Source organism: Sphaerochaeta sp. UBA5849 (assembly GCA_002432715.1).
Lineage (GTDB): Bacteria > Spirochaetota > Spirochaetia > Sphaerochaetales > Sphaerochaetaceae > Sphaerochaeta.
Genome location: DJGJ01000037.1, coordinates 37,254 through 58,935 on the forward strand (window position 1 = coordinate 37,254; position 21,682 = coordinate 58,935).

Annotated in this window: 22 protein-coding genes; 14 read left to right on the forward strand and 8 right to left on the reverse strand. The window is 55.0% G+C overall.

Annotated features, from left to right (window positions below; genetic code table 11):
- The first annotated feature begins 2 nt into the window (after window positions 1–2).
- The 6 genes from B3K89_RS06365 to B3K89_RS06390 all read left to right on the forward strand — a co-directional run bounded on the left by B3K89_RS06365 (window position 3) and on the right by B3K89_RS06390 (window position 6,239).
- Entirely contained in the window at window positions 3–971 is a 969-nt protein-coding gene (locus B3K89_RS06365) for a UPF0158 family protein (RefSeq protein WP_293891728.1), read from the forward strand.
- A 59-nt stretch (window positions 972–1,030) separates the two neighbouring features.
- Complete coding sequence (locus tag B3K89_RS06370) at window positions 1,031–1,777, forward strand: glucosamine-6-phosphate deaminase (RefSeq protein WP_293891725.1); 747 nt, start codon at window positions 1,031–1,033, stop codon at window positions 1,775–1,777.
- A gap of 102 nt (window positions 1,778–1,879) precedes the next feature.
- Window positions 1,880–2,953, forward strand: a complete 1,074-nt coding sequence (gene uxuA / locus B3K89_RS06375) for a mannonate dehydratase (protein WP_293891890.1) — start codon at window positions 1,880–1,882, stop codon at window positions 2,951–2,953.
- Window position 2,954: 1 nt separating this feature from the next.
- The gene (locus B3K89_RS06380) at window positions 2,955–3,668 is read left to right on the forward strand and encodes a GntR family transcriptional regulator (RefSeq protein WP_293891722.1); all 714 of its coding nucleotides are present in this window, start codon (window positions 2,955–2,957) and stop codon (window positions 3,666–3,668) included.
- Window positions 3,669–3,677: 9 nt separating this feature from the next.
- Entirely contained in the window at window positions 3,678–5,282 is a 1,605-nt protein-coding gene (locus B3K89_RS06385) for a mannitol dehydrogenase family protein (protein WP_293891719.1), read from the forward strand.
- A gap of 27 nt (window positions 5,283–5,309) precedes the next feature.
- A complete protein-coding gene (locus B3K89_RS06390) occupies window positions 5,310–6,239 on the forward strand; it encodes a YitT family protein (RefSeq protein ID WP_293909824.1) in 930 nt (309 codons plus the stop codon).
- On the opposite strand, the gene B3K89_RS06395 is transcribed toward B3K89_RS06390, so the two are convergent.
- Together B3K89_RS06395 and B3K89_RS06400 are read right to left on the reverse strand one after the other, a co-directional pair.
- Complete coding sequence (locus tag B3K89_RS06395) at window positions 6,198–6,878, reverse strand: LrgB family protein (RefSeq protein ID WP_293891713.1); 681 nt, start codon at window positions 6,876–6,878, stop codon at window positions 6,198–6,200. The genes B3K89_RS06390 and B3K89_RS06395 overlap by 42 nt on opposite strands.
- On the reverse strand, window positions 6,871–7,242 hold the full coding sequence (locus tag B3K89_RS06400; RefSeq protein WP_293891710.1) for a CidA/LrgA family protein: 372 nt from the start codon (window positions 7,240–7,242) through the stop codon (window positions 6,871–6,873). Before B3K89_RS06400 ends, B3K89_RS06395 begins: the two co-directional genes overlap by 8 nt.
- Before the next feature lie 66 nt (window positions 7,243–7,308).
- On the opposite strand from B3K89_RS06400, the gene B3K89_RS06405 reads away from it, so the two are divergent.
- Entirely contained in the window at window positions 7,309–7,815 is a 507-nt protein-coding gene (locus B3K89_RS06405; protein WP_298503502.1) for a nitroreductase family protein, read from the forward strand.
- 93 nt (window positions 7,816–7,908) lie between these two features.
- A complete protein-coding gene (locus tag B3K89_RS06410; protein ID WP_293891704.1) occupies window positions 7,909–8,952 on the forward strand; it encodes a DNA/RNA non-specific endonuclease in 1,044 nt (347 codons plus the stop codon).
- Here the strand turns inward: B3K89_RS06410 and B3K89_RS06415 are convergent.
- From B3K89_RS06415 to B3K89_RS06440, 6 genes are all read right to left on the reverse strand, one after another.
- Window positions 8,946–10,952, reverse strand: coding sequence for an alpha-glucosidase (locus B3K89_RS06415; protein WP_293891701.1), 2,007 nt, complete (start codon window positions 10,950–10,952; stop codon window positions 8,946–8,948). The two genes, B3K89_RS06410 and B3K89_RS06415, sit on opposite strands and share 7 nt — an antisense overlap.
- A 2-nt stretch (window positions 10,953–10,954) precedes the next feature.
- Window positions 10,955–11,797 (reverse strand): carbohydrate ABC transporter permease, encoded by an 843-nt coding sequence (locus tag B3K89_RS06420; protein WP_293891698.1) that lies wholly within the window; start codon window positions 11,795–11,797, stop codon window positions 10,955–10,957.
- A 9-nt stretch (window positions 11,798–11,806) separates the two neighbouring features.
- A complete protein-coding gene (locus tag B3K89_RS06425) occupies window positions 11,807–12,700 on the reverse strand; it encodes a sugar ABC transporter permease (RefSeq protein WP_345907197.1) in 894 nt (297 codons plus the stop codon).
- A 59-nt stretch (window positions 12,701–12,759) separates the two neighbouring features.
- Window positions 12,760–14,028: an ABC transporter substrate-binding protein gene (locus B3K89_RS06430; protein WP_293891692.1), complete on the reverse strand. Its 1,269-nt coding sequence runs from the start codon at window positions 14,026–14,028 to the stop codon at window positions 12,760–12,762.
- A gap of 77 nt (window positions 14,029–14,105) precedes the next feature.
- The gene (locus B3K89_RS06435) at window positions 14,106–15,422 is read right to left on the reverse strand and encodes an L-fucose/L-arabinose isomerase family protein (RefSeq protein WP_293891689.1); all 1,317 of its coding nucleotides are present in this window, start codon (window positions 15,420–15,422) and stop codon (window positions 14,106–14,108) included.
- A 113-nt stretch (window positions 15,423–15,535) separates the two neighbouring features.
- The gene (locus tag B3K89_RS06440) at window positions 15,536–16,699 is read right to left on the reverse strand and encodes an ROK family transcriptional regulator (protein WP_293891686.1); all 1,164 of its coding nucleotides are present in this window, start codon (window positions 16,697–16,699) and stop codon (window positions 15,536–15,538) included.
- A gap of 125 nt (window positions 16,700–16,824) precedes the next feature.
- Here B3K89_RS06440 and B3K89_RS06445 point away from each other — a divergent pair, with 125 nt between their 5' ends.
- The 6 genes from B3K89_RS06445 to B3K89_RS06470 are packed head-to-tail and all read left to right on the forward strand — an operon-like array spanning window position 16,825 to window position 21,682.
- Window positions 16,825–17,646, forward strand: a complete 822-nt coding sequence (locus tag B3K89_RS06445; protein WP_293891683.1) for a transketolase — start codon at window positions 16,825–16,827, stop codon at window positions 17,644–17,646.
- Between the two features lie 10 nt (window positions 17,647–17,656).
- On the forward strand, window positions 17,657–18,607 hold the full coding sequence (locus B3K89_RS06450) for a transketolase family protein (protein WP_293891680.1): 951 nt from the start codon (window positions 17,657–17,659) through the stop codon (window positions 18,605–18,607).
- Window positions 18,604–19,074, forward strand: a complete 471-nt coding sequence (locus B3K89_RS06455) for an RpiB/LacA/LacB family sugar-phosphate isomerase (RefSeq protein WP_293891677.1) — start codon at window positions 18,604–18,606, stop codon at window positions 19,072–19,074. Before B3K89_RS06450 ends, B3K89_RS06455 begins: the two co-directional genes overlap by 4 nt.
- A complete protein-coding gene (locus B3K89_RS06460; protein WP_293891674.1) occupies window positions 19,071–20,240 on the forward strand; it encodes an iron-containing alcohol dehydrogenase in 1,170 nt (389 codons plus the stop codon). Before B3K89_RS06455 ends, B3K89_RS06460 begins: the two co-directional genes overlap by 4 nt.
- Window positions 20,237–20,980 (forward strand): sulfite exporter TauE/SafE family protein, encoded by a 744-nt coding sequence (locus B3K89_RS06465; RefSeq protein WP_293891671.1) that lies wholly within the window; start codon window positions 20,237–20,239, stop codon window positions 20,978–20,980. Before B3K89_RS06460 ends, B3K89_RS06465 begins: the two co-directional genes overlap by 4 nt.
- Before the next feature lie 3 nt (window positions 20,981–20,983).
- Entirely contained in the window at window positions 20,984–21,682 is a 699-nt protein-coding gene (locus B3K89_RS06470) for a DUF4867 family protein (protein ID WP_293891668.1), read from the forward strand.

Genomic DNA, 21,682 nt, shown 5'->3' on the forward strand with positions numbered 1-21,682 from the left:
CCATGGAATCTGCAGTCTACCACATGCCCGATCTCACCGAAGACCTGCTTGGCTCGATCATTTTCGCCATGGAAGACCAGGTCAGCGACTATTACCTCGACCTCAAGGACGGAAACCTGATCAGCGAGGAAGAGATGCGTTATCTCGACGAGGATGAGGAACATGAAGAGCCGCTGGATGAGAACCGCTTCATCCCCATTCCCGATTGGGAGCCCTCGGACGGATTCCACCTGATGGAGATGTTCGCCAACCGGGTGCGCAATCCTCTGTACCGTGAACGTCTGCTCTCCTGCTTGAACAGCGGCAAAGGAGTCTTCCGAAAATTCAAGGATGCCCTGTCCGAACTCCCGGTTCTGGAGAGGAAGTGGTTCTCTTTCAAGGACGAACAACTCAAGCGGGTGGTCATCACCTGGTACCGGGAGCAGGAAGGTGCACTCGGACTGCTCAATCTCAAGGAAGAGGTTGAGGACCTGACCGAGGAAATTCTGCTTGAGGACTTCACCTTCGAGACGCATGAAGGGTATCCCACCAGCGAGATGGACAGCTTCGTACAGCTCATCCTCGAGGAGATGGAAAACGGCAGGGAGCAGGATGCAATCGCGAGCCTGCTGCTTGGCCGCAGGTTCGAGAATGAGATGCCCGAGCATTATCAGCTAGCCCGCAGCCAGGACGGAAGCCTTGCCGCCCTGCTTGCCTACATCCCCCTCACCGATGCGTTGGTCGAAGTACCCTTCTTCGCCGTAAAGCAGGAGTGCCGCGGCTTGGGACTCTTCAGGCTGCTGTTCGACTCGTTCAGCCGGCAGATGGCACGCTTTCATTACCGGACCATCATCGTCAATCTTGCAGGCTCATCGGTCTCCCTCGAACGGCTCTTTGCACCCTTCTTTGCCCAGACTGCTTCCAAGCAGATGATTCTTTCGACCAACAATTGGAACAACAACCACCCCAGCAGCGAAGAAGCCTTTCTCTGAGGGATTACAAATGATGGGCCTCTTAGGATACACTGAAGCATCCTGGAGGAACTACAACTATGCGCATCACCATCTGTGAAGACAAACACGACATGGGCTATCAAGCTGCAAAGCTCGGCATTTCCCTTATCAAGGAAGCCATCGAGAAAAAAGGCCGTGCGGTTATCGTGGTCGCCACAGGACTCAGCCAATTCTCCCTGTATGCACACCTGGGCGAGGCGGATGTCGATTGGAGCAAGGTTGAAGCATTCGGGATGAATGAGTATGTGAATCTGCCCGACACCCATCCATCAAGCTTTCGCTACTACCTGAAGACTCGATTTGTAAAAAAGGTGCAGAACCTTGGAGCGTTCCATGCAGTAAACGGCGATGCAGAGGACTTGGATGCAGAAATTGCACGCCTCAACACCCTGATCAGGGAGCAGGATGTCGATGTTGCCTTTTTGGGCATCGGTGAGAACGGACACATAGGCTTCAACGACCCACCTGCCAACTTTGAAACCAACGATCCCTACATCGTCGTCGATCTGGAGGAGCGATGCCGCCGCCAGCAAGTCAGCGAGGGTTGGTTTCCCAAACTCGACGACGTCCCACTGCAAGCCGTTACGATGTCGGTTCGCCAGATTCTCAAGGCCAAGAACCTCATCTGCTCGGTGCCCGACCAGCGCAAGGCCCGGGCGGTGGCGATGTGTCTGTATGATCAAATCTCCGTCTATGCCCCCTGTACGGTGCTTCGAACCAAAAAAGAGTGCACCCTGCTCCTGGATAAAACCTCCTCCATGCTGGTGATGGGAGACCGGCGATAGGACATCCCTGCAAATCGCAGGGGAAAATGCCTGTCCTCTTGCAACTAATATATTAGTATGCTAGAGTATTAGCATAACCCTGATTTGGAGGCACTCACCATGATCCACATGTCACTTCGTTGGTTCGGCTCAAAGCACGATACCGTTTCTTTGGAAAAAATCAGACAGATTCCCGGCGTAGAGGGAGTAATCACCACCCTGTACGATATTCCTGCCGGCCAGCTCTGGCCGCTTCAGCGCATCCAGGCGCTCAAAGCCGAAGTCGAGGCCTCAGGCCTGAAGGTGCTTGGCATCGAAAGTGTCAATATCCACGACTCCATCAAGATCGGCAGTCCCGACCGCGAACAGTACATCGCAAACTACATCGAGACGCTGGAAAATTTGGGCAAAGAGGGCATCACCACTGTTTGCTACAACTTCATGCCGGTCTTCGACTGGACCCGCACCGACCTGTTCAAGAAGCGCGCAGACGGCTCGACCGTCCTTGCCTACGACCAGAAAGTAGTCGATGCAATCGATCCCGAGGTCTTCTTCAACCAGACCAACTCAAGCGCGCAGGGCTTCAAGATGCCCGGTTGGGAACCCGAGCGCCTTGCAAAGGTGAAGGATCTGTTCGAGGCATACAAGGATGTCACCGAGGAGAAGCTGTTCGACAACCTGGTCTACTTCCTCAAGGCCATCCAGCCGACCTGTGAAAAGTGGGGCATCAAGATGGCAATCCACCCCGACGATCCGGCATGGCCTGTATTCGGACTGCCGCGCATCATCACCAGCAAGGAGAAGATCCTGAAGGTCATGAAGGCTGTGGATGCCCCGTTCAACGGACTCACCTTCTGTGCAGGCTCCTTCGGCACCAATCCGAAGAACGATTTGCCGGGCATCATCCGCGCCCTTCCAGGCCGGATTCACTTCGCACACATCCGCAACCTCCACCACTTCGAGAGCGGCGTATTCGAAGAAGCGGCCCACCTGTCCAGCGACGGTTCGTTCGATCTGTATGAAATCGTAAAGGCCTTGCACGAAACCGGCTTCGAAGGACCCGCCCGCCCCGATCACGGAAGAATGATCTGGGGAGAGGTGGCAATGCCCGGATACGGCTTGTACGATCGTGCTTTGGGAGCTTCCTACATCCTCGGCTTGTATGAAGCCATCCAGAAAAACGAGCAGAGGAAGTAAGATGACGACGATAGTTCGAGTTACCGCATCGGAAGAGATCTACCAGACCCTCCGTTCGGAAATCTTATCCCTTCGGTTCAAACCTGGCGAGGAACTGAATCTGCAGCTGCTTTCAACGCAGCTGCAAGTCAGCCGCTCTCCCGTTCGTGATGCATTGATGCGCCTCTCCGGCGATAATCTGGTCGACATCTTCCCCCAGAAGGGAACCAGGGTCTCCCTGATCAACCTCAAGCAGGTGGAAGAGGAACGCTTTTTACGCAAGAGCTTGGAAGAAAGCGCCGTGAAAAAGTTCATCTACCAGGGAAGGAGCGAGCATTTTAGTGCAATGGAAAAGGCAATCGAGAGCCAGATTGAGGCGATGAAGAACAATGACTTCATCACCTTCCTGGAAGAGGATGATCGATTCCATTCCACCATCTTCTCTGCCATCGGATTGCAGCGGATCTGGTCGATCATCAAAGCACAGGGCGGCAACCATCACCGCATCCGTCTCCTCTCCTTCTATGAAAAGAATGCCCTTTCCAATATTATCGAACAGCACCAGAACATGGTTGAAGCCCTCAAGTCCAAGCAGTTGGATGTGATGCTCAGCCTCGAGGACAAGCACTTGTCCAAGCTTTTGCAGGAGACTGAAAGCATGGTCGGGCGCTATCCCTCGTATTTCAAGCATGAGAACAGTTACAGCGGCCTGCAGCTACGGGTTGTCAACCACTAGGAGTCACAGATGAAACTTACCGATACAGGATTGCAAGAAAGAAGCAAATGGGAAGCAAAGGGGTATATCCTCCCCTCCTTTGACCGCGGTGCCATGCAGCACAATACGAAGGAGAATCCAATTTGGGTTCACTTCGGTGCCGGCAACATCTTCAGGGTGTTTCCGGCTGCTCTGCAGCAGCAGCTGCTCAACAGGGGTCTGAGCAAGGCGGGCATCATCGTCGGAGAAGGCTTCGATTACCAGATCATCGACAAGGTATACGCCAAGCACGACAATCTCACGCTCATGGTGACACTCAAGAGCGACGGCTCGATCGACAAGGAAGTCATTGCATCGGTGGCCTACGCCTACAAGTGCGATCCCCGGTTTGAGCAAGAGTGGAAGTTCTTCACCGAAACCTTCACCAAGCCCAGCCTGCAGATGGTGAGCTTCACCATCACCGAGAAAGGTTACTCGCTGAAGGGCGGCAACGGGGAATATTATCCCCAGATCGTCGAGGATTTGGCAAACGGCCCTGCAAAGCCGACCATGTTCCTCTCCAAGCTCACCGCCTTGGTCTACAAGCGGTATCAGGCGAAGGCCGGCAAGCTTGCCTTGGTGAGCATGGACAACTGCTCGCACAACGGCCAAAAGCTCTACGAAGCAGTAATCGACATCGCCCGCACCTGGGAGCAGAAAGGCCTGGTTGAAAAGGGCTTCTGTGCATATCTGGACAACGATGTAGCCTTCCCCTGGTCGATGATCGACAAAATCACCCCGCGTCCCGATGCAAAGGTCGAGGCGATGCTCAAGGCCGACGGCTTTGAGGATACCAACCTTGTTGTCACCGACAAGAACACCTATACCGCATCCTTCGTCAACGCCGAGCAATCACAGTATTTGGTGATCGAGGACCTGTTCCCCAATGGAAGACCTCCCCTCCAGGAGGCAGGCGTCTACTTCACCGACCGTGACACCGTCAACAAGGTGGAGCGGATGAAGGTGACGACCTGTTTGAATCCATTGCACACCGCCCTTGCAATTTATGGCTGCCTCTTGGGCCACACCCTGATCAGCGAGGAGATGCAGGACGTCGAGCTCAAGAAGCTGGTGGAAGGCATCGGCTACACCGAAGGAATGCCTGTGGTTGTCGATCCCAAGATTCTCAACCCCAAGGATTTCATCAGCGAGGTTTTGGAAAAGCGTTTCCCCAACCCGTTCATGCCCGACACCCCGCAGCGCATCGCAACCGATACTTCCCAGAAGCTTGCCATCCGATTCGGGGAGACTATCAAGGCGTATGTTGCCGATCCGAAGCTTGACGTGAAGAACCTGAAACTCATCCCGCTGGTATTCGCCGGCTGGCTGCGCTACCTGATGGCCATCGACGATGAGCTGAACAGCTTCACTCCCAGTCCCGATCCAAGACTGCAAGAGGCACAGGCCTATGTGAAGGACATCAAGATCGGGGACAAGCCGAGTATGGACCAGCTGAAGGGGCTGCTCTCCGATGCTACGATTTTCGGTGTAGATTTGCTGGAGGTTGGACTTGCCGACCTGGTTCTTTCCTACTTCACCAGTCTCATAGAAGGCAAGGGTGCAGTACGCAGGACCTTGCAACGATACGTCCATTGATGAATACTTCCCTTCAGGGGAGGATGTATGACTGATATCAATCACAAGCGCCTCGTCCTCGAGGCGCTCTATCTTGTTGGAGGGACTGCTCTGGCTGGCTTTGCCATCGCCGTCTTCATTACCCCGGCCAAAATCGCCAGCGGAGGCGTCAACGGGGTGGCGACCATCATCTACCACCTCACAGGCTGGGATACCGGGTTTGTCATGCTTTGCATCAGCGTACCGCTTTTTCTGGTCGGCATGTCAATCTTTGGCAAGACCTACGGGGTGAGAAGCCTTGCAGGAACGTTGTTTCTCAGCATCTGGGTCAGCCTCTTCGGCCAGCTTACCGATTATAATGGATTTCTTCCCTATATCGACCGAATGGACACACTGCTTTCGGCCATATTCGGAGGAGTATTGCTGGGAAGCGGAATCGGCATCGTCATGCGCTCGGGAGCCAATACCGGCGGGACTGACATCCTTGCCCAGATTCTCGCGCGCTTCACTCCCCTGCCGCTGGGAACCGCACTGTTTTTGTGCGATGCCTCGGTGATCGTGTTTGGTGCGATGGTGTTCGGCCTTGAACGGGCGCTCTTTGCCGTCATCACCCTCTACCTCTCAGGTCAGATGGTCAACTTTGTCGTCATGAACCTCGGCACCAAGTACGCCAAGACCGCCTACATCGTCAGCGAGCACCACGAAGCCATCGGAAAGCGCATCATCACCGAACTTCACCATGGAGGAACGTTGATCAGCGGAGTGGGCATATTCACCGGACGTGAGAGGACCATACTGCTTGCAGTGGTGCACAATCAGCAGATCAACCACCTCACCCAGATCGTCCATCAGGAGGACCCCAAGGCATTCATGTTCGTACATGAGACATACCAAGCACTCGGTGAAGGATTCGTCCCGATGCAGAACCTGATCAAGTTAGAAGAAAAGCGGAGCAAGCAAAACAGTCCAAATCGCTGACAAGCTGATGGAAATAGAACTCATGGCGCCCTCGATCTCACCGATTTCGAGGGCTTTGCTTGTGCCCAAGGCATGGCTGCACGATCCGATGCCCACCCCGTGGGCAACCGGGTCCTTGATATGAAACAGCTTGGGAAGCACCGGTGCAAGCAGGTTTCCCGCAAGACCGGTGATGATCGTCGAGGCGATGGTCAGAGCCGGAATGCCGCCGAACTGCTCGGTAAGCGCGATAGCCACCGGGGTGGTCACCGATTTGGAAAGCAGGCTGGCGAGGATGGTTCGGTCCAGGCCCAGAAGGTAGCAGCTGCCTCGGATGGTGGCCAGGGCGGCAAGCGAGCCTGCAAGCGTACCCAGCAGGACTGGAAAAAAATTGCTCATCAGGGTCTTGCGCTGACGATAAATGGTCAGTGCCAGCACTGCGGTTACCGGAGAGAGGAACATGAGGATGAACGAGGAACCCTCCTCATACGCCTCCACGGGGATATCGAACACAGCCAGAGTGCCGACGACCAGCAGCATGGCGATGATCAGGGGATTGGCCAACGGAGTTTTCAGCTTTCGATTCACCCACATGCCGATTCTGAAGGCGACGATCGAAAGGGATATCCCGAACAAAGGGGAGCTGAGAATCTCAAGCATGCCTCCTCCTTTGCAGCGCCTTTTGTGCACGGCTTACGAGCACCACAGTCCAGCTCGCAGCGGCGAAACAGGTGATGACACTGACGATATTGACGACCAGCAACTGCCACCAGATGCTGTTGATGATATCCATGTAGCGGATGATGCTCACCCCGGGAGGGATGAAGAAGAAGGTCATGTTGCACAGCATGAAATCCGCGCTCTCCCCCAGCGATTGCTCCTTCATAAGGTTGGTTGAGAGCAGAAGGAGAATCAGCAGCATGCTTACGACGCTGCCGGGAAACGCAAACGGAAGGAGCGAGGAAATCAAGTCTCCCACCAAACAAAGGCCAAAGATGATTGCAAGCTGGGTGAGGTATTTCATGAGCCTCTACATTACCCTATTGGAAGGCTTTCTGGGAAGGGGTACCATGGGATGAGGAGGCAGCACATGAACAGCATTATCGAAAGCCTGCTGAGCAGGCGCAGCGTTCGTACTTTTACCGACAAGCAGATCAGCGATGAGGATCTGGATTTGATTGTACAGGCAGCGATTCTTGCACCGAATGGAAGAAACCAGGAACCCTGGCACTTCACCGCATTGCAGGATCCAGGCAAACTGAAAATGCTCGACGAACTGGTGGTTGGAAAAGGCGACAGCTTCTTCTACAACGCCCCCACCCTGATCCTTGTCTCCATCCAGGAAGGCAATGCCTACGAGAAGGAAGACACCGCATGCGCCCTGACCAACATGATGCAGGCCGCCCATGCCCTTGGACTTGGTTCGGTCTGGTGCAACCGCATCAACGGCAATCATGAGCTCGATACGAAGCTGACTCAATTCGGCATTCCCCAAGGCTACCGCGTGACCGGCACCCTGGCTGTAGGGCATCCCAAGGGAGACTACCCCGCAAAGAGAATACCCAAGCAAGGGACGATTACCATCGTCCGTTCGTAACCTCTCTCCAAGTATTTGGTTCCTTTGCTGAGGACGGCAGGTTTTCATACCTTCGGAGCCCGGGTATACTCAGGTTTTTCAGGAGAAGCATCGATGGCAAAACAGAAAAAGACAAACCGGCTGCAGAAACAAGCAGGAAAGGCGAAGAAGCGCGGCAAGCGGCTGCTCATACTGCTTGCCATCCTCATCGTCCTATGGATCCTCACCTTGGTCTTTGCGCCGGTGGCCCAACCATCATCCGCCTATGTCCAGGATTTGGAGCTCCCCCTGTATCAGAAGGGGGAACTGGTGGTGCGCCATCCAGGCTACACCCTTCTCTACGATGAAGAGCATGAACAAGCACGTTGGGTGGCCTACCACCTGAGCCGCGAGGAACTGTACGGCAGCCAAGAAAGGGGCGATGACTTCAGGGCCGACCCCTCCATTCCCACCGGATCGGCTGCCTTGGACGATTACCGCAGCAGCGGCTACGACCGCGGCCACCTCATCCCGGCAGCCGACCTTTCCTGGTCACAGGAGGCAATGAGTGCTTCCTTCTTCCTGAGCAACATGAGCCCGCAGGCAGGTACATTCAACCGCGGCATCTGGAGCAAGCTGGAAGCAACGGTACGCAATTTTGCCGACACGGAAGGGGCTGTGTATGTAGTCACCGGACCTGTCCTTACCGACGGCCCGTACAAGACGATAGGAAAGAACCAGGTTTCAGTTCCCAACGCCTACTACAAGGTGGTTCTGGATTATCAGGAGCCGGAGTATAAAGCCATCGGCTTTTTGCTTCCCAACGAGGGTTCCAAAAAGGATCTGCAAGCGTTTGCCGTGAGTGTCGACGAGGTGGAGGAAGTCACCGGCATCGACTTTTTCCACCGCTTGAAAGACAGAGAAGAAGATGTTCTTGAAGCCTCATACGATGTTTCTCTGTGGGACTTCTCCACCTTCAGCGCAAGTGCAAAGGACCGCGAGGCCTTCCAGGAAGGCAACCTGCCTGCAAAGACAGGTGAAAAACCATCAGGAATCTACTCTATTGCCAAGGGAACGCTGTCCACCATCTTATCTGTAGTGAAGAAAGAGAGCGTGAACATCATCGAGCTCTTCATCCCCAAGGCTACGCTGAGGGAAGCTGCTCCCTTCCTCTACTGAATCGATGCAAAGAGAGGAGCGAAACTGCTGGCCTTTCGGTAGAATACTGCAGGGCGAAGCAACGGCGCTTCAAGAGTGTGTCTCCCTCCCCGGTACTCGACCTTGGTAAACAGGTGCACCCAATCATCATCGGGAAGCAGCACCTCACGCCTCACTGCTCCTTGTTCAAGGATGGGAGCCACAAAGAGGTCCCGCCCCAAAAGATAGGAGTCCTTCACACTCAAAAAAGGCTCAAGTTCGTAGTGCAGGAATATCGGCCTGACCACCGGGATGCCCTCTTGTGCATTCTCGGCGACCAGATGCATCAGATACGGCTTGAGCTGCACATGCACATCGGTCATGTAGGCTATTGCATCGATGGTCTGTTGGTCGCTGTCGAACTGCCAGTTGTCCTTGGGTCGGTTTCCCTCGTGCGTGCGCATCAAGGGGGTGAAGGCAGCCTGTTCCGCCCACCTGATCAAGAGCTCCTTGCTGCGTTTCATACCATACAAGGTGGTGTACCCTCCGATATCGCTGTGATTGAGCCCCATGCCGCTCATCGCCAGGGAGAGGGTTGCCGTGAGGACGGAAGGAAGACCGTCGTCCTCCGACCAATCCACATTCTGGTCCCCCGCCCACATCATCCGGCACGATTTGAGGCTCTGGGCGCAACCGGCGCGCATGAAGAAGAAAATATCGTCCTGCTTGCCGGCCTCCTCAATGGCTTCCTTGTTGATCTCGGCCCAGTAGCCCGGCCACCTGTTGTGCTCGAGCATCGCCGGCTTTCCTCCGGCGAGCACGACATCCGTGGGCAGGTACTCCCCAAAATCGGCCATCCAGCCGGACAGGCCGAAATCAATGAGTTCTTTCTTGATCACCTGCTTGTACCAGGTTACTGCCTCACTCTTGGTGAAGTCGACGATGGCCGCATCGAACTCGCCAAAATCCACCAGATACACCGAGCCGTCCCCTCGCTTTCCCAACAAGTCAAGTCGCGCGGCTTCTTCGTAGAGCGGATGATCGACAAGCACGTAGGGATTGATGTATCCCAACACCCGCACCCCGCGCTGTCGCAGTCGTACTATCTCGGCATCCAGACCGGGATAGAGGTTCTGGTCCCACTGCCAGTTCCATCGCAGGCGCTTGCCGAAACTGGTGTACTTCTCCCCTTCCCAGTCCTGGATCCACAAGCCTGCCACCTTCATTCCGGACTCTTGCACACGCTCAAGCTTCTGAAGACAGGTGCTGGTTCCACCCTGCATGCCCAAGATGATACCGTCGTACACCCACTCTGGAAGGGTTTGCTGCCTCCCAAGGAAACGGGAGACATCCTTTACCACTTCCAGCAAGCTCGGTTTGCCGGAAAGAACAATGCTGGCAGGAACGTCCCAGAACTGCAGTTCATGGTATGACGGATTGGAGAAATCGAAATCCGCATACCCATAGGTATCGGCATGCACAAAGTAGCGCCTGCTTGAGACGAAGGTGGGCTGGGGGTAGAAGGTGGTGTGGTAGTCGCCGCCGGCACGGTCCAGACGGTCGGCGATTTGTGTGATTTCAGTCTCCTTGTTCCTGCCCACTCCCTGTTCCTGGGTCCACAGGGGGTATTTTTTCCCCCTGAGGTTGAAGTGGGAGAACTGCTCCCCGCACCCCCATACACACTCGAGCGGGTCGGCATACAGGCGGATGAAGAGTCGGTTGTAGGGCTCTGGAAGGGGTGAGAAACACAGGTGAAGCCTCCCGTCCCGCTCACTCAACTCGAGGCTGAACGTCTTTCCCTCTGCGCTGAAGGTGAGATTGGAAACACCCCTGCCTTCGCTGTACGACTCGCCGAGCAGATAGGAAACAAGCGGCAAGGTCTCATCAATTTCATCACTGATGAAAAAGTTGCCCCGGTACATGTCCACGCTCTCCTTGCCGTGCTTGAGCATAATCATTGGAGAACTTTCGCTGTGTTCGAGAATCTTGAGCTGATTGTAAAAAACCGAGAGTTTGCCGTTTTGTCTGGAAAAGCTGATCATGCCTACCCCTTCACCCCGCCGGCGGTCAAGCCGCCGATGATCTTGTCATGGAGGAACACATATCCGACGATGCTGGGAATAATGGTGATGATCACCGCTGCATACATGCTTGCATAGTCGGTGATGAATTGGCTGGTGAAAAACTTGATGCCAAGCTGGATGGTCCTCGACTCGATCGAGGAGGTAAGCAGCATCGCCATCAGAAACTCATTCCAGCTGTAGATGAAGCAGAAGGTTGCCGCAGTGACAAGACCGGAACGGGAGAGCGGGAGAATAATGACCGAGAACCGCTTGAAAAAGCCGCAGCCGTCGATGACACTCGCCTCTTCCAGCTCCCGGGGGATCGACTTCATGAAGGCGGTGACCAGAAAGATCGAAACAGGAATATTCACTGCCGTATAGACAAGCACCAGTGCAAGCAAGGTGTTGTACAGCCCGCTCTTGGTGATGAGAGAGAAGTAGGGAACCATGAAGGAGATGACGGGAACAAGGACCCCGGCAGTAAACAAGGTGTACAGCACATCCCGCCCCCGAAATCGTTCACGGGCGAGGATGAAGGAGGCCATGGCGGTGACGGCGCTGTTGAGGATGACGCTGCTTGCAGCCACCACTGCGGAGTTGAGCAACAGTCTGGGCAGGCTTGCCATGGCAAGGGCCTTCGTATAGTTGACCCATTGCATTTTCTCCGGCCAGCCGAAGGGGTTGGTCTGCAACTCCAGGTTCGTCCTCAGGGAGCTGACCAGCAGCCAGAGAAGGGGCAGCAGGGCCACGGCAAGCAGGGAGAGCAGCAAGATCCATTTGAGGAAATTGGCGATGATCTGAGCGGGTGTATAGGTGTGCTTCATCGTCTTCTCCTACTGTGCCATTTCGCTCATCGGGTCCGAAGAACCGAAGATCTTGCGAAGAACGGTGATCACCACCGTTCCCATGAGTATGAGGAACACGCCTGCAGTACTTGCCTCGCTGTACCGCAAGGCATCCATTTTCAGGTAGAGGTCGATGCCCATGGTGGTGGTCGCATATGCAGGACCGCCTCCGGTCATCAAGAAGGTCGATTCAAAGTGGCGCATGCCGTAGGCCATTGCAAGGGTCATCGTGGTGATGAGGCTGCCGCGCAGCATGGGAAGGGTGATACTCAACTCCTGCTGGAAGGTGGAGGCCCCGTCGATCTCGGCCGCCTCATACAGGGAACGGGGAATGTTCATAGCCGATGCCAGCAGAATGATCATAAAGTAACCGATATAGATGACCGTCTGGAAGATGACCGCGAAGAGAGCGGTATCGGGGTTGCCCAACCAGTTGCGCTTCTCAGCGCCGAACAAGGCGCCCAGAATTGCATTCAAGGGCCCCTCTACGTTGTAAATGGCGACCCAGACCATCGCCAGTGCGACGGTGGAAATGACATTGGGAAGGTAGTAGATGGTTCTCAGTGAGCGCCAGAAACGAGGTTTGCGCACCAGGATCATGGCTATCAAACAGGCAAGCGGAACTTGGATGAACCCTTGGGAAAGCGCCCACACAACGTTGTTTCCCAAGGCTTTCCGAAAGGTGGGGTCTCCAAGGAGCTTGGCATAGTTGGCCAGGCCGTTGAATTTCATCGACCCGATCCCTCTCCAACTGGTGAAACTCGTGTAGATGGTGAAGAGAAACGGATAGATGAAAAAGAAAAAGAAGAGAACGGAGACCGGAAGCAAAAACAGAACTCTTGCTGTCCAGACCCGACTACGGTGTGTACCAACTGCTTGCATGCGATGCTCCTGATTACAAATCCATGCTGCCGTCAGGACGACGGCAGCACACCAATTTTCTAGCGTTCAATTTTGCGGTCGACCAAGGCGCAGAACTCTTCTGCACTGATGCGTCCGAGGGCAAGGGCCCCGAGTTGCTGGGCAAACTCAAGCGTCGCTTCGGATCCAAGGGCGGCTTCGAGGTCGAAAGCTGTGGTCTTGGCAGCAGCAGCAGCTACATCATAGAATTGCTTCTGCAGAGGCTTCGTGGGGCGGTAGTCGGTCTTGATGGCGAACATTGCACCACTGGTCTCGGCAAGCTTGGAGATGGAGGGAGCGCTGGTCAAGAACTTCAGGAAGTCGACAATAGCCGCTTCACGAGCCTTATCCTTGGAGGAGGCTGCACAGATGTTGGCCTGCAGGCGGCTGATCATGAAATCCTTGGTCGAACCGGCGGGGGGAAGGCCCGCAATCTTGATGGAGTTGAAGAACGGGGTTGCTGCAAGGTCTGCACGACCGGCATACCAAGGCCCGTTGGAGAAGACTGCAGTACGGCCGGCGAGGAAGTGGCCGCCGCTGCCGCCGGCACCCAAGCCGACTGCATCGCTGGTGGAGTATTCGGTGATCATGCGCTTGGTCAGCTTGGCTGCTTCGACGAAGGCTGGATCGGTGAAGCTTTTTTCCCATACATTGGTTCCACCCAATGACACGGCGAAATGGCTGAACCAGATCATGGAAGTCCAAGCATTGGTGTCACCGGTCATCTGGCTGGTCGGGGTGATGCCGGCAGCCTTCAGCTTGTCAAATGCAGCAAACATTCCCTCAAGGGTGGTCGGAAGCTCGGTGATACCGACTTTTTTGAATGCATCCATGTTGTACCAGATGGGCAGGATTGCAGTCTCCATCGGCAGGGACTTGAGCATGCCGTCAACGGTCGATTGCTCGAGTGAGCCGGCATCGAAGGTCTGTTTCCAAGAAGGGTCCATCACCTTTGCGAAATCCATGAGCAGGTTGCTCTGATAGAAGGTCGCTGTGGTCGGATTGAACTTGATCGTAAAGATGTCCGCCGGAGCCTGTCCTGCAGCAAGGCTGGTTCGCACTTTCTGCTCGTAGGCGTTGTAGTCGGGCTGCGGTTCAATCACCACCTTGATCTTTCCTGCATTCTTGGCGTTGTACTCAGCCACCAAGGCTTCAACGGCAGGGGCCTTGCTGTCGTTTCCGACCCAAATGCTCGCCCAGCGCAGTTCAATCTCTTTGGCCGGCGCACTCTCGACTTGTCCCTGGGCAACAAGCGGGAAGACCAGGCAAAGCATCAGCAGAAGAGCAAGTAATCTTGATTTTTTCAACATAGTTATCTCCTTTGTATCCTATTTTCGCCTTACAGGCAAAAAGTTTGTATAGTAATGTGTCGAAAACAAATACGTTGCTACTGGATTACCTGCCATCCCTTGATTTTGGCAACGAATTCCAAGGGGCGGATGTAGGAGCCGTACACCACCGACGAGTGGTGGGCGAGTCCGTTGTCCAGCACCAGGTTCAACACCTCCCTGACCGGCCGATCGAATACCACCTTCATATACGTACCCTTGAGCAGCTTCTCCATGGGTATGGCTTTCGCCTTCTGCAGGAACATCCTGTATCCACCTCGGGCCGAATCAATGCGAAGTACCGAGAGCTCTCCACTCTTGAGTACAAAATCAGCGGTCACACCCTTGCCACCGGCAAAATAGGTGTCAAGACTTCGGTTGCAGACACCATCCCAGAGGTTGCAGGGGGCCACCCCGCAATGCCAGAAGAGAGCGAAATCCTGTTCGAAATCCACTTGCGAGAAGTCGAAGAGGAAGGGGGTTTCAGCACCAAGGGCCTTGTGGGCGATCATGGAAAGAGCGCCGTCGATGTCCCCTTCGCAGGCCAGGATGAGGCCTTCCGATTGCAGCAACGACATCGCGGCACAGGGAGAAACCCCGAAATCGCGGGCGAACTCCGGCCAACAGCGGATTGCCAGGGCACTGAGTCCGTTTGCATGGTAGAAGGCATCAAGTTTTGCAGAGAGCTGAGACACCTTGTCCAGCTGGTATTCGGACAGGGTGGAGACATCGAAGGTCGCCTCAAGCTGCTTGCGCCGCTGTGCAACCTCCTCGGCATGCACCTCATAGTTGTGCACATCGGAGAGCTCATAATGATCGACCAAGGCGCCTGTCTGTCCGAAAAGCAGGTTGTCCTGCACCCCGACATTGAAAAACCCATCAGCGCGATACCCGATGATGCCGATCTTCGCGCCCTTCATCGCCTTGATCACCCTCAGGGCGTCGATCCAATCCTCGTCAACCGCATGTTGGATGATGACTGAATAATCGTTAAAACCACTCTTGTAGAGGTTGGATGCATTGAGATTCACTCCGCATACCGAATTGAGCCGAATCTTTCCCCCGTTGTACGGCAGTTCGGGCAGGCCCCACAGGAGGACAGGAACCGAAAGCTCACGCTTGAGCATCAGAATCAGATGTCCGAGATGGAATGTCCCGGAAATGCAGATCAAGCCATCCACATGCTCGCCTGCCAACTTGGCGGCAGCAGCCATGCCGTCTTCCTGGCTGATCACCAGCTCATCGACAAAGCACCACTGGACCGCCTCGATCTTCTTGAGATCCTGACGGATCTTGGAATAAAGCTCCCCTGCCGCCTCATAGTCATAGGTTTTTCTTGCAAGGCATACTACTGCTATCTTTACGGGATGTTTCACGCTTGACTCCTTATGGATGGAAAAGGGGAAGGCCAAGCTTCACCCTATATAGTTACTTTCCATAAGTAAGTAAATACTACAATAGTTGTTTCGTCAATGAAAACTTTCGTTTTTCAGCGGAAATACTCTTGGAGCACCAAATCGCTCGCCCCCTTTTGGGCAAGCAACGGGTCATAGGCGGTAGCGAAAATCTGCGGGGTTTCCGAGCAGAATGCATCAGGTTCGCTCAGCAGGTGTTCAACGTGTTCACGCAAGGCCTGGGCGATGGTTTCACAACACCCTACAAACAGGAAGGATTTCGGAGCCAGCAGACGGGTGAGAACCTTCATTGCGATGACCAGGTACCCGGCAGCCCGTTCGATGGTCCGCTTTGCCACCCCATCACCGTTTTGGAGTTTCTCTTCAAGCCCTTCGAACAGAGCGAGCCTGAGCTCTACGGAATTCGGGTCCAGGTCCTGCAGATACGCCTGCAGGCAGCCGCGGCTGCCGCAACTGCATCGGGGCCCGTCACTGTCAATCGGGATGTGGCCGCACTCGATCGTCTGGTTCTGGCTGTTTATGTAAATCTCATCGTCATGCACGAAGGCACCATTCACGCCGGTCCTGAGCAGGAAGGTGAACATGCTGCCCTGGTGGTCGAATCCGCCGTAGCGGTACTCGCTGAAAGCAAGGGCGCTGCAGTTGTTGTGGATCATTACCGCAAGTCCGAGCCGCCTCGAAAGCTCATCGACCAAGGCAATATCCTTCATACCCTCGATACGGGGATAGTAGCGCACCCGCTTGCGGGCGAGGTCGACCTGGCCGGGGGCTGCCACCCCCACCCCGATGATCTTCTGCTTGGGAATGGAGAGTTCGTCCAGTATCCGATGAATCTCGTCTACGATGAGGTCGATGACCTGGCCCGCCTGCACAGATTCGGAAAGCGGGTGCATTACCGAATATATGCGTTCCCCTTGGAAGTCGAAGACGCCAAGGGAGAGAAAGGCGGTCCAAAATTCAAGACCGATGGTATACCGGGCATGCTTGGATACCACATACAGAACCGGTCTCCTTCCCTTCTTTGCCACGATCTCCTCTGCATTGCCCTGGGCGGGGACAATCAAGCCTTCTTCTTCCAAGGAGGTGAAGATGCGAAAAATGGTCGGAGCTTTCAACCCGGTTTTTTGCACCACCTCCGATTGGCTGATGCCCGCATCCCTGGAAGCATGGATGAGGGAGAGCACCATATTCTGATTATGGACTCGTAGATCTGATGCCCTCAGTGGATTTCCTTGCATTGCACCCTCCCTTGTGCGACCAGTCTAATCCCATCGATGAAAAAAATCCACAAGAAGTGGCTTTACAAGCAAGAAGGAATGCAATATATTTACTTTCACTAAGTAACTAAAAGAGAGGTACCTTCATGCTCACCTCGCAACAACTGCGGCAACTGTCGGATTTTGCCAAGGAAATCCGCAAGAAAACCCTGTATACGATTGGAAATCTCGGTGTCGGACACATCGGAGGCGCTCTTTCAATCGCAGACCTGCTGGCTCTGCTGTACGGAAAGGTCATGCGTGTGGACGCGGCCAATCCCCATTGGGAAGACCGGGACCTGCTGGTCTTATCCAAAGGACATGCAGGACCGGCGTTGTACGCAACGCTGGCGCTCAAGGGATTCTTCCCCCTTGCAGAGCTGGATACACTCAACCAGGGAGGAACCAACCTTCCCAGCCACTGCGACCGGACCAAGACAGCGGGAATCGACATGACCACAGGCTCTCTCGGCCAGGGCCTGTCAGCCGCCTGCGGTCTTGCCTATGCAGGGAAAATCGATAAAAAGGACCGCTATGTCTATGCCGTCATCGGCGACGGGGAGAGTCAGGAAGGACAAAACTGGGAGGCTGCCTTTTTTGCCGCCCATTACAAGCTTGCACACCTCATCGCCTTCACCGACTACAACAAAATGCAGATCGACGGCCTTACCGATGACATCATGAGCCTCGGCGACATCGAAATGAAATGGAAGAGCTTCGGTTGGTTCACCCAGCGCGTTGACGGCCATGATCTTGCAGCGATGGATGCAGCCATCCAGAAGGCAAAAGAGCAATCGGATAAACCTGCGATGATCATCTTGGATACCATCAAGGGAAAGGGAGCCTCCTTCTGCGAAAACAAGGTGACCAACCACAATATGAACTTCGATCTGCAAACCGCCAAAGCGGCGATTGCCGAGCTGGGATGAGGAGGAGATGATGGAAACCAAAGAGATGCGCGCAGTCTACTGCGATACCCTTATCGAGCTTGCACAAGCAGATGACCGGATCATGGTGGTCGAAGCTGATTTGATGCGGGCAAGCGGGACCATGGCTTTCAAGCAGATGTTCCCTGAACGCGCTGTCGACGTCGGTGTCGCCGAGGCGAACCTCGTCGGAGTGAGCGCCGGTCTGAGCGCAGCAGGGAAGATTCCCTTCGCAGCCACCTTCGGCTGTTTTGCCTCCAGACGGGTATTCGACCAGTTCTTCATCTCGGCCAACTATGCAAAATTGAACGTGAAGCTGGTGGGAACCGACCCCGGCATCAGCGCCGCCTTCAACGGGGGAACGCACATGCCCTTTGAGGATATCGGCCTGATGCGCATGATTCCGGGCCTGTACATCATCGAGCCGTCCGACCCGGTGAGCCTGAAGGCATTGGTCAAAGCGTGTGCCGCCCACCAAGGGTGCACCTACATGCGCCTCCACCGCAAAGCAGTCCCTGCCCTGTATGAAGCAGGTGAATCCTTCACCTTGGGCAAGGGCAAGGTGCTCAGCGACGGGCGGGATGTCACCATCATCGCCCTCGGAGCCATCATGGTTGGTGAAGCGATCAAGGCACGAGAGCTTCTCAAGCAGGAAGGCCTGGATGCAGCGGTTATCGACATGCACACCGTCAAGCCCTTGGATGAGGAGCTCGTCCTCTCCTATGCAAAGAAAACCGGCTGCATCGTAACGGCCGAGAATCATCAGACAGCAGGAGGCTTGGGCTCTGCAGTTGCAAACTTGCTTTCACAAACCCATCCCACACCGATGGCGATGGTGGGCATCCACGATGAATTCGGCCAGGTTGGTACGCAATCTTGGCTGGCTGAGCACTACCGTCTCACTGCACAAGAAATCACACGCAAGGCTCTGGCATTGGTACAGAGCGCAAGGAGGAATGCATGACCATAGCAATAGCAAGCGATCTCAGCGGGTTTCCCCTCAAGAAGGAGTTGGCTGAACATCTGAAAGAAAGCGGATACACCGTCCTCGATTTCGGCATCGAGAGCGAGAACGCACCACAACCCTATTTCATTCAGGCTCCCAAGGTGGCAAAGGCGATCCAGGAGGGAAAGGCCGAGAAAGGAATCCTGATCTGCGGCACCGGCCAGGGAATGGCCATCGTGGCAAACAAGCACAAAGGCATCTATGCATGCGTGGTGGATGACATTTTCAGTGCAGAACGGGCCAAGATCGTGAACAATGCAAACGTCATCACCCTCGGAGGCTGGATCACCGCACCCTTTGTCGGCAAGCAAATCGTCGATGCATGGCTTGCCATGGGCTTCACCCAGAAGATGGAGTTCAAGAAGGACTTCTTGACCAATGCCTTCGCACAGGTGCAGGCCATCGAAGAGGAGAATCTCAAATGATCGAAAGCTTGGCAAGCTCGGTTCATATCCTCAGCTTTGCCAATCTGAGTGGGAAAACCCTTGCACAGATTCTCCAGTTTTCGGCAAACAAGGAAGACGGGCTCACCGTCTGCGCAGTCATCGACGGCGCCCCGATTCCTGGCAAGGACACCCTGCTGGAGGAATTGGCCGGCTGTGCCCAAGTCAGGATCTTCAATGAGATCCAGCCGAATCCCCGTTCCGTGGATATCATGCGCATGTATGAGGATCCGCGGTTTGCATCGTGCGATGTCGTACTGGGCATCGGCGGTGGCAGCACCCTCGACTCGGCCAAGGCGCTTGCCATGCTCGCCGCCAACGGGGGAAGCCTTGATGAGTACCTCACAAACAAACCGAAGCGGCACATCACCGAACGTTCAAAGCCGCTGGTCCTGATCCCCACCACCGCCGGCACCGGCTCGGAAGTCACCAAGGTGGGGGTCTACACCGCCGAAACCGGAAGGAAGTACACCCTTGGCTCTCCTCTGATGACCGCCCATGCCGCAGTTTTGGTCGCATCCCTGCTCGATACTGTTCCACCTTCACTTTGTGCAGCCACCGGCCTGGATGCCCTGGACCATGCCTTGGAGTCAATCTGGAACAAGAACAGCACTCCCATCACCAGAACGATAGCCCGCCAAGCCGCCATCGATATCCTGGAAACACTTCCAAAGCTGTATAAGGCTATCAAGGGGCAGAGCCCGGAAAGACGGGAACTCTCCCAGGCAATGCTTACGGCATCCACAAAAGCCGGAATCGCCTTCAACATCACCGGGACTGCCGCCGGCCATGCCATCTCCTTTGTCCTCAGTGAGGATTGGCATGTTCCCCATGGCCTTGCATGCGCCTTCACGTTGCTGGAAATCTTCGACCGGGCGGCGCAGGATGAGACGAATCGAACAGAGCTGGCCAGGATCGGCAAGCATTTCCACCCCGCCCTCAGCACCGGGCAAGCCATTGCCGCTCTGAGAGGCGACATCGCCACTTTGATGCAGGATCTTGGTATTCCAACCAGGTTCGCCGACATCGGCGTCGAGCTCAGAGACCCCTCGGTCTTTGACCGCTGCCTCGACGATCCAAAGCTGCTCAACCAGAAACCATCGCTTTCCAGAGAGGACCTTCACCGAATCATCGAGGCAAAGCGGTGAGTGCGGTTCTTGCAAGCGGCGTGGTCGTCCTGATCACCCATGCCCTGGAAGCTGTGACCGGGTTCGGATGCGCAGTCCTTGCCATGCCGTTTGTCAGCGCCCTGCTCGGGGTGAAGACTGCGGTGAAAGTCATTACCATCCTCGCATGGTTGCTGGCCTTGTATCTGGCTGTACGGAATGTTCGCAGGATTGACTTCAAGCAATATGCCGTCATCACAGCTTGCATGCTTGCCGGTCTTCCCTTCGGCATGTATCTCTTCCGCAGCCAGGACACTTCTTCTCTCTCGATGATTCTGGCCGTATTCATCGTTCTTGTCTCAGTCAGCCAGCTGTACCGGCTTGTGCGCAAACAGGAACAGGGTGGCATTCCTCAAGGAAAGCGGGCCCTGCCCTACTACGCGCTGCTTGTCCTGGGAGGAGTTGTACATGGCCTTTTCTCCTCCGGCGGACCCTTGGTGGTGCTGTATGCCACCCGCGCCCTGCCGGACAAGGGTTCCTTCAGGGCTACGCTCTGCCTGTTGTGGGCCACGCTCAACACCATCATCATTGCAACATACCTTGGCGAGGGCTCTCTCGACCAAAACACCCTGAAAACGACGGCCCTGCTCATACCCTTCATTGTTGCGGGGGTGGTCATCGGAGAACGGGTGCACAACAAAGTCGATGAGCGCAAGTTCTCCCTTATCGTATTCTCCATGCTCTTGTTGACTGGAATCTTCATGTTGATAGGTACGAGGTAAACCATGCAATCAGCTTTCTATCACATTCCCCATGCATTGATCAGTGCGAATCCCCATTTCATGATCCATCGCATCGACTCCTCACGATTCACCCAGTACGGGACCTTGCTGCCAAACCTGAAGGTTGACGACCTACTTGAAACAGCACAAAGACTTACCGCCATTCCCCAAGAGGGAAACATCTATGTCGCTTCACTGCCGGAGTTGGAAGTGCTCGATGAAGCCAAGTGCCTGTCAGCGTACTTTGAAGGAGAGGAAATCCAGGTGGGGTACTGCAACGGACGCAACAGATCGATCAACGGCGCAGAGTACCACAAGAGCCCTGAGCTTTTCATCGCAGTGACCGACTGCCTGCAGTTTCTGACTCCTTTCACCCAGCTGAAGGACTTCAATTCAGTCCACACCAATGCAGCGGAACTCTTTTACTTTCCCAAGGGCTCGGTTGCACTCATCAAGGCCAAGGTGCTGCACCTGGCTCCGCTGTGCGTGCACCAGGAGGGCTTCAAATCCATCATTGTCCTTCCAAAGGGTACGAATGAGCCATTGGGTGAAGAAGGCCGGTATAGGGAGAACACCGACGAGGACAGGTTGCTGTTCAAGCAGAACAAATGGATGCTCGCCCATCCGGCGCGCATCCAACTCACTTCCCAAGGAGTGAAAATCGGTCTTGAGGGAGAGAACCTGAGCATCAAGCCGCTTTGA

Bases quoted from the DNA above. Each gene is read 5' to 3' on its own strand.
- B3K89_RS06455 (WP_293891677.1), top strand. From the start codon at position 18,604: ATGACCATAGCAATAGCAAGCGATCTCAGCGGGTTTCCCCTCAAGAAG.
- B3K89_RS06425 (WP_345907197.1), bottom strand. From the start codon at position 12,700: ATGCAAGCAGTTGGTACACACCGTAGTCGGGTCTGGACAGCAAGAGTT.
- B3K89_RS06365 (WP_293891728.1), top strand. From the start codon at position 3: ATGGAATCTGCAGTCTACCACATGCCCGATCTCACCGAAGACCTGCTT.
- B3K89_RS06390 (WP_293909824.1), top strand. From the start codon at position 5,310: ATGACTGATATCAATCACAAGCGCCTCGTCCTCGAGGCGCTCTATCTT.
- B3K89_RS06415 (WP_293891701.1), bottom strand. From the start codon at position 10,952: ATGATCAGCTTTTCCAGACAAAACGGCAAACTCTCGGTTTTTTACAAT.
- B3K89_RS06460 (WP_293891674.1), top strand. From the start codon at position 19,071: ATGATCGAAAGCTTGGCAAGCTCGGTTCATATCCTCAGCTTTGCCAAT.
- B3K89_RS06470 (WP_293891668.1), top strand. From the start codon at position 20,984: ATGCAATCAGCTTTCTATCACATTCCCCATGCATTGATCAGTGCGAAT.
- B3K89_RS06420 (WP_293891698.1), bottom strand. From the start codon at position 11,797: ATGAAGCACACCTATACACCCGCTCAGATCATCGCCAATTTCCTCAAA.
- B3K89_RS06395 (WP_293891713.1), bottom strand. From the start codon at position 6,878: ATGCTTGAGATTCTCAGCTCCCCTTTGTTCGGGATATCCCTTTCGATC.
- B3K89_RS06430 (WP_293891692.1), bottom strand. From the start codon at position 14,028: ATGTTGAAAAAATCAAGATTACTTGCTCTTCTGCTGATGCTTTGCCTG.
- B3K89_RS06440 (WP_293891686.1), bottom strand. From the start codon at position 16,699: ATGCAAGGAAATCCACTGAGGGCATCAGATCTACGAGTCCATAATCAG.
- B3K89_RS06370 (WP_293891725.1), top strand. From the start codon at position 1,031: ATGCGCATCACCATCTGTGAAGACAAACACGACATGGGCTATCAAGCT.
- B3K89_RS06400 (WP_293891710.1), bottom strand. From the start codon at position 7,242: ATGAAATACCTCACCCAGCTTGCAATCATCTTTGGCCTTTGTTTGGTG.
- B3K89_RS06405 (WP_298503502.1), top strand. From the start codon at position 7,309: ATGAACAGCATTATCGAAAGCCTGCTGAGCAGGCGCAGCGTTCGTACT.
- B3K89_RS06450 (WP_293891680.1), top strand. From the start codon at position 17,657: ATGGAAACCAAAGAGATGCGCGCAGTCTACTGCGATACCCTTATCGAG.
- B3K89_RS06385 (WP_293891719.1), top strand. From the start codon at position 3,678: ATGAAACTTACCGATACAGGATTGCAAGAAAGAAGCAAATGGGAAGCA.
- B3K89_RS06380 (WP_293891722.1), top strand. From the start codon at position 2,955: ATGACGACGATAGTTCGAGTTACCGCATCGGAAGAGATCTACCAGACC.
- B3K89_RS06410 (WP_293891704.1), top strand. From the start codon at position 7,909: ATGGCAAAACAGAAAAAGACAAACCGGCTGCAGAAACAAGCAGGAAAG.
- B3K89_RS06445 (WP_293891683.1), top strand. From the start codon at position 16,825: ATGCTCACCTCGCAACAACTGCGGCAACTGTCGGATTTTGCCAAGGAA.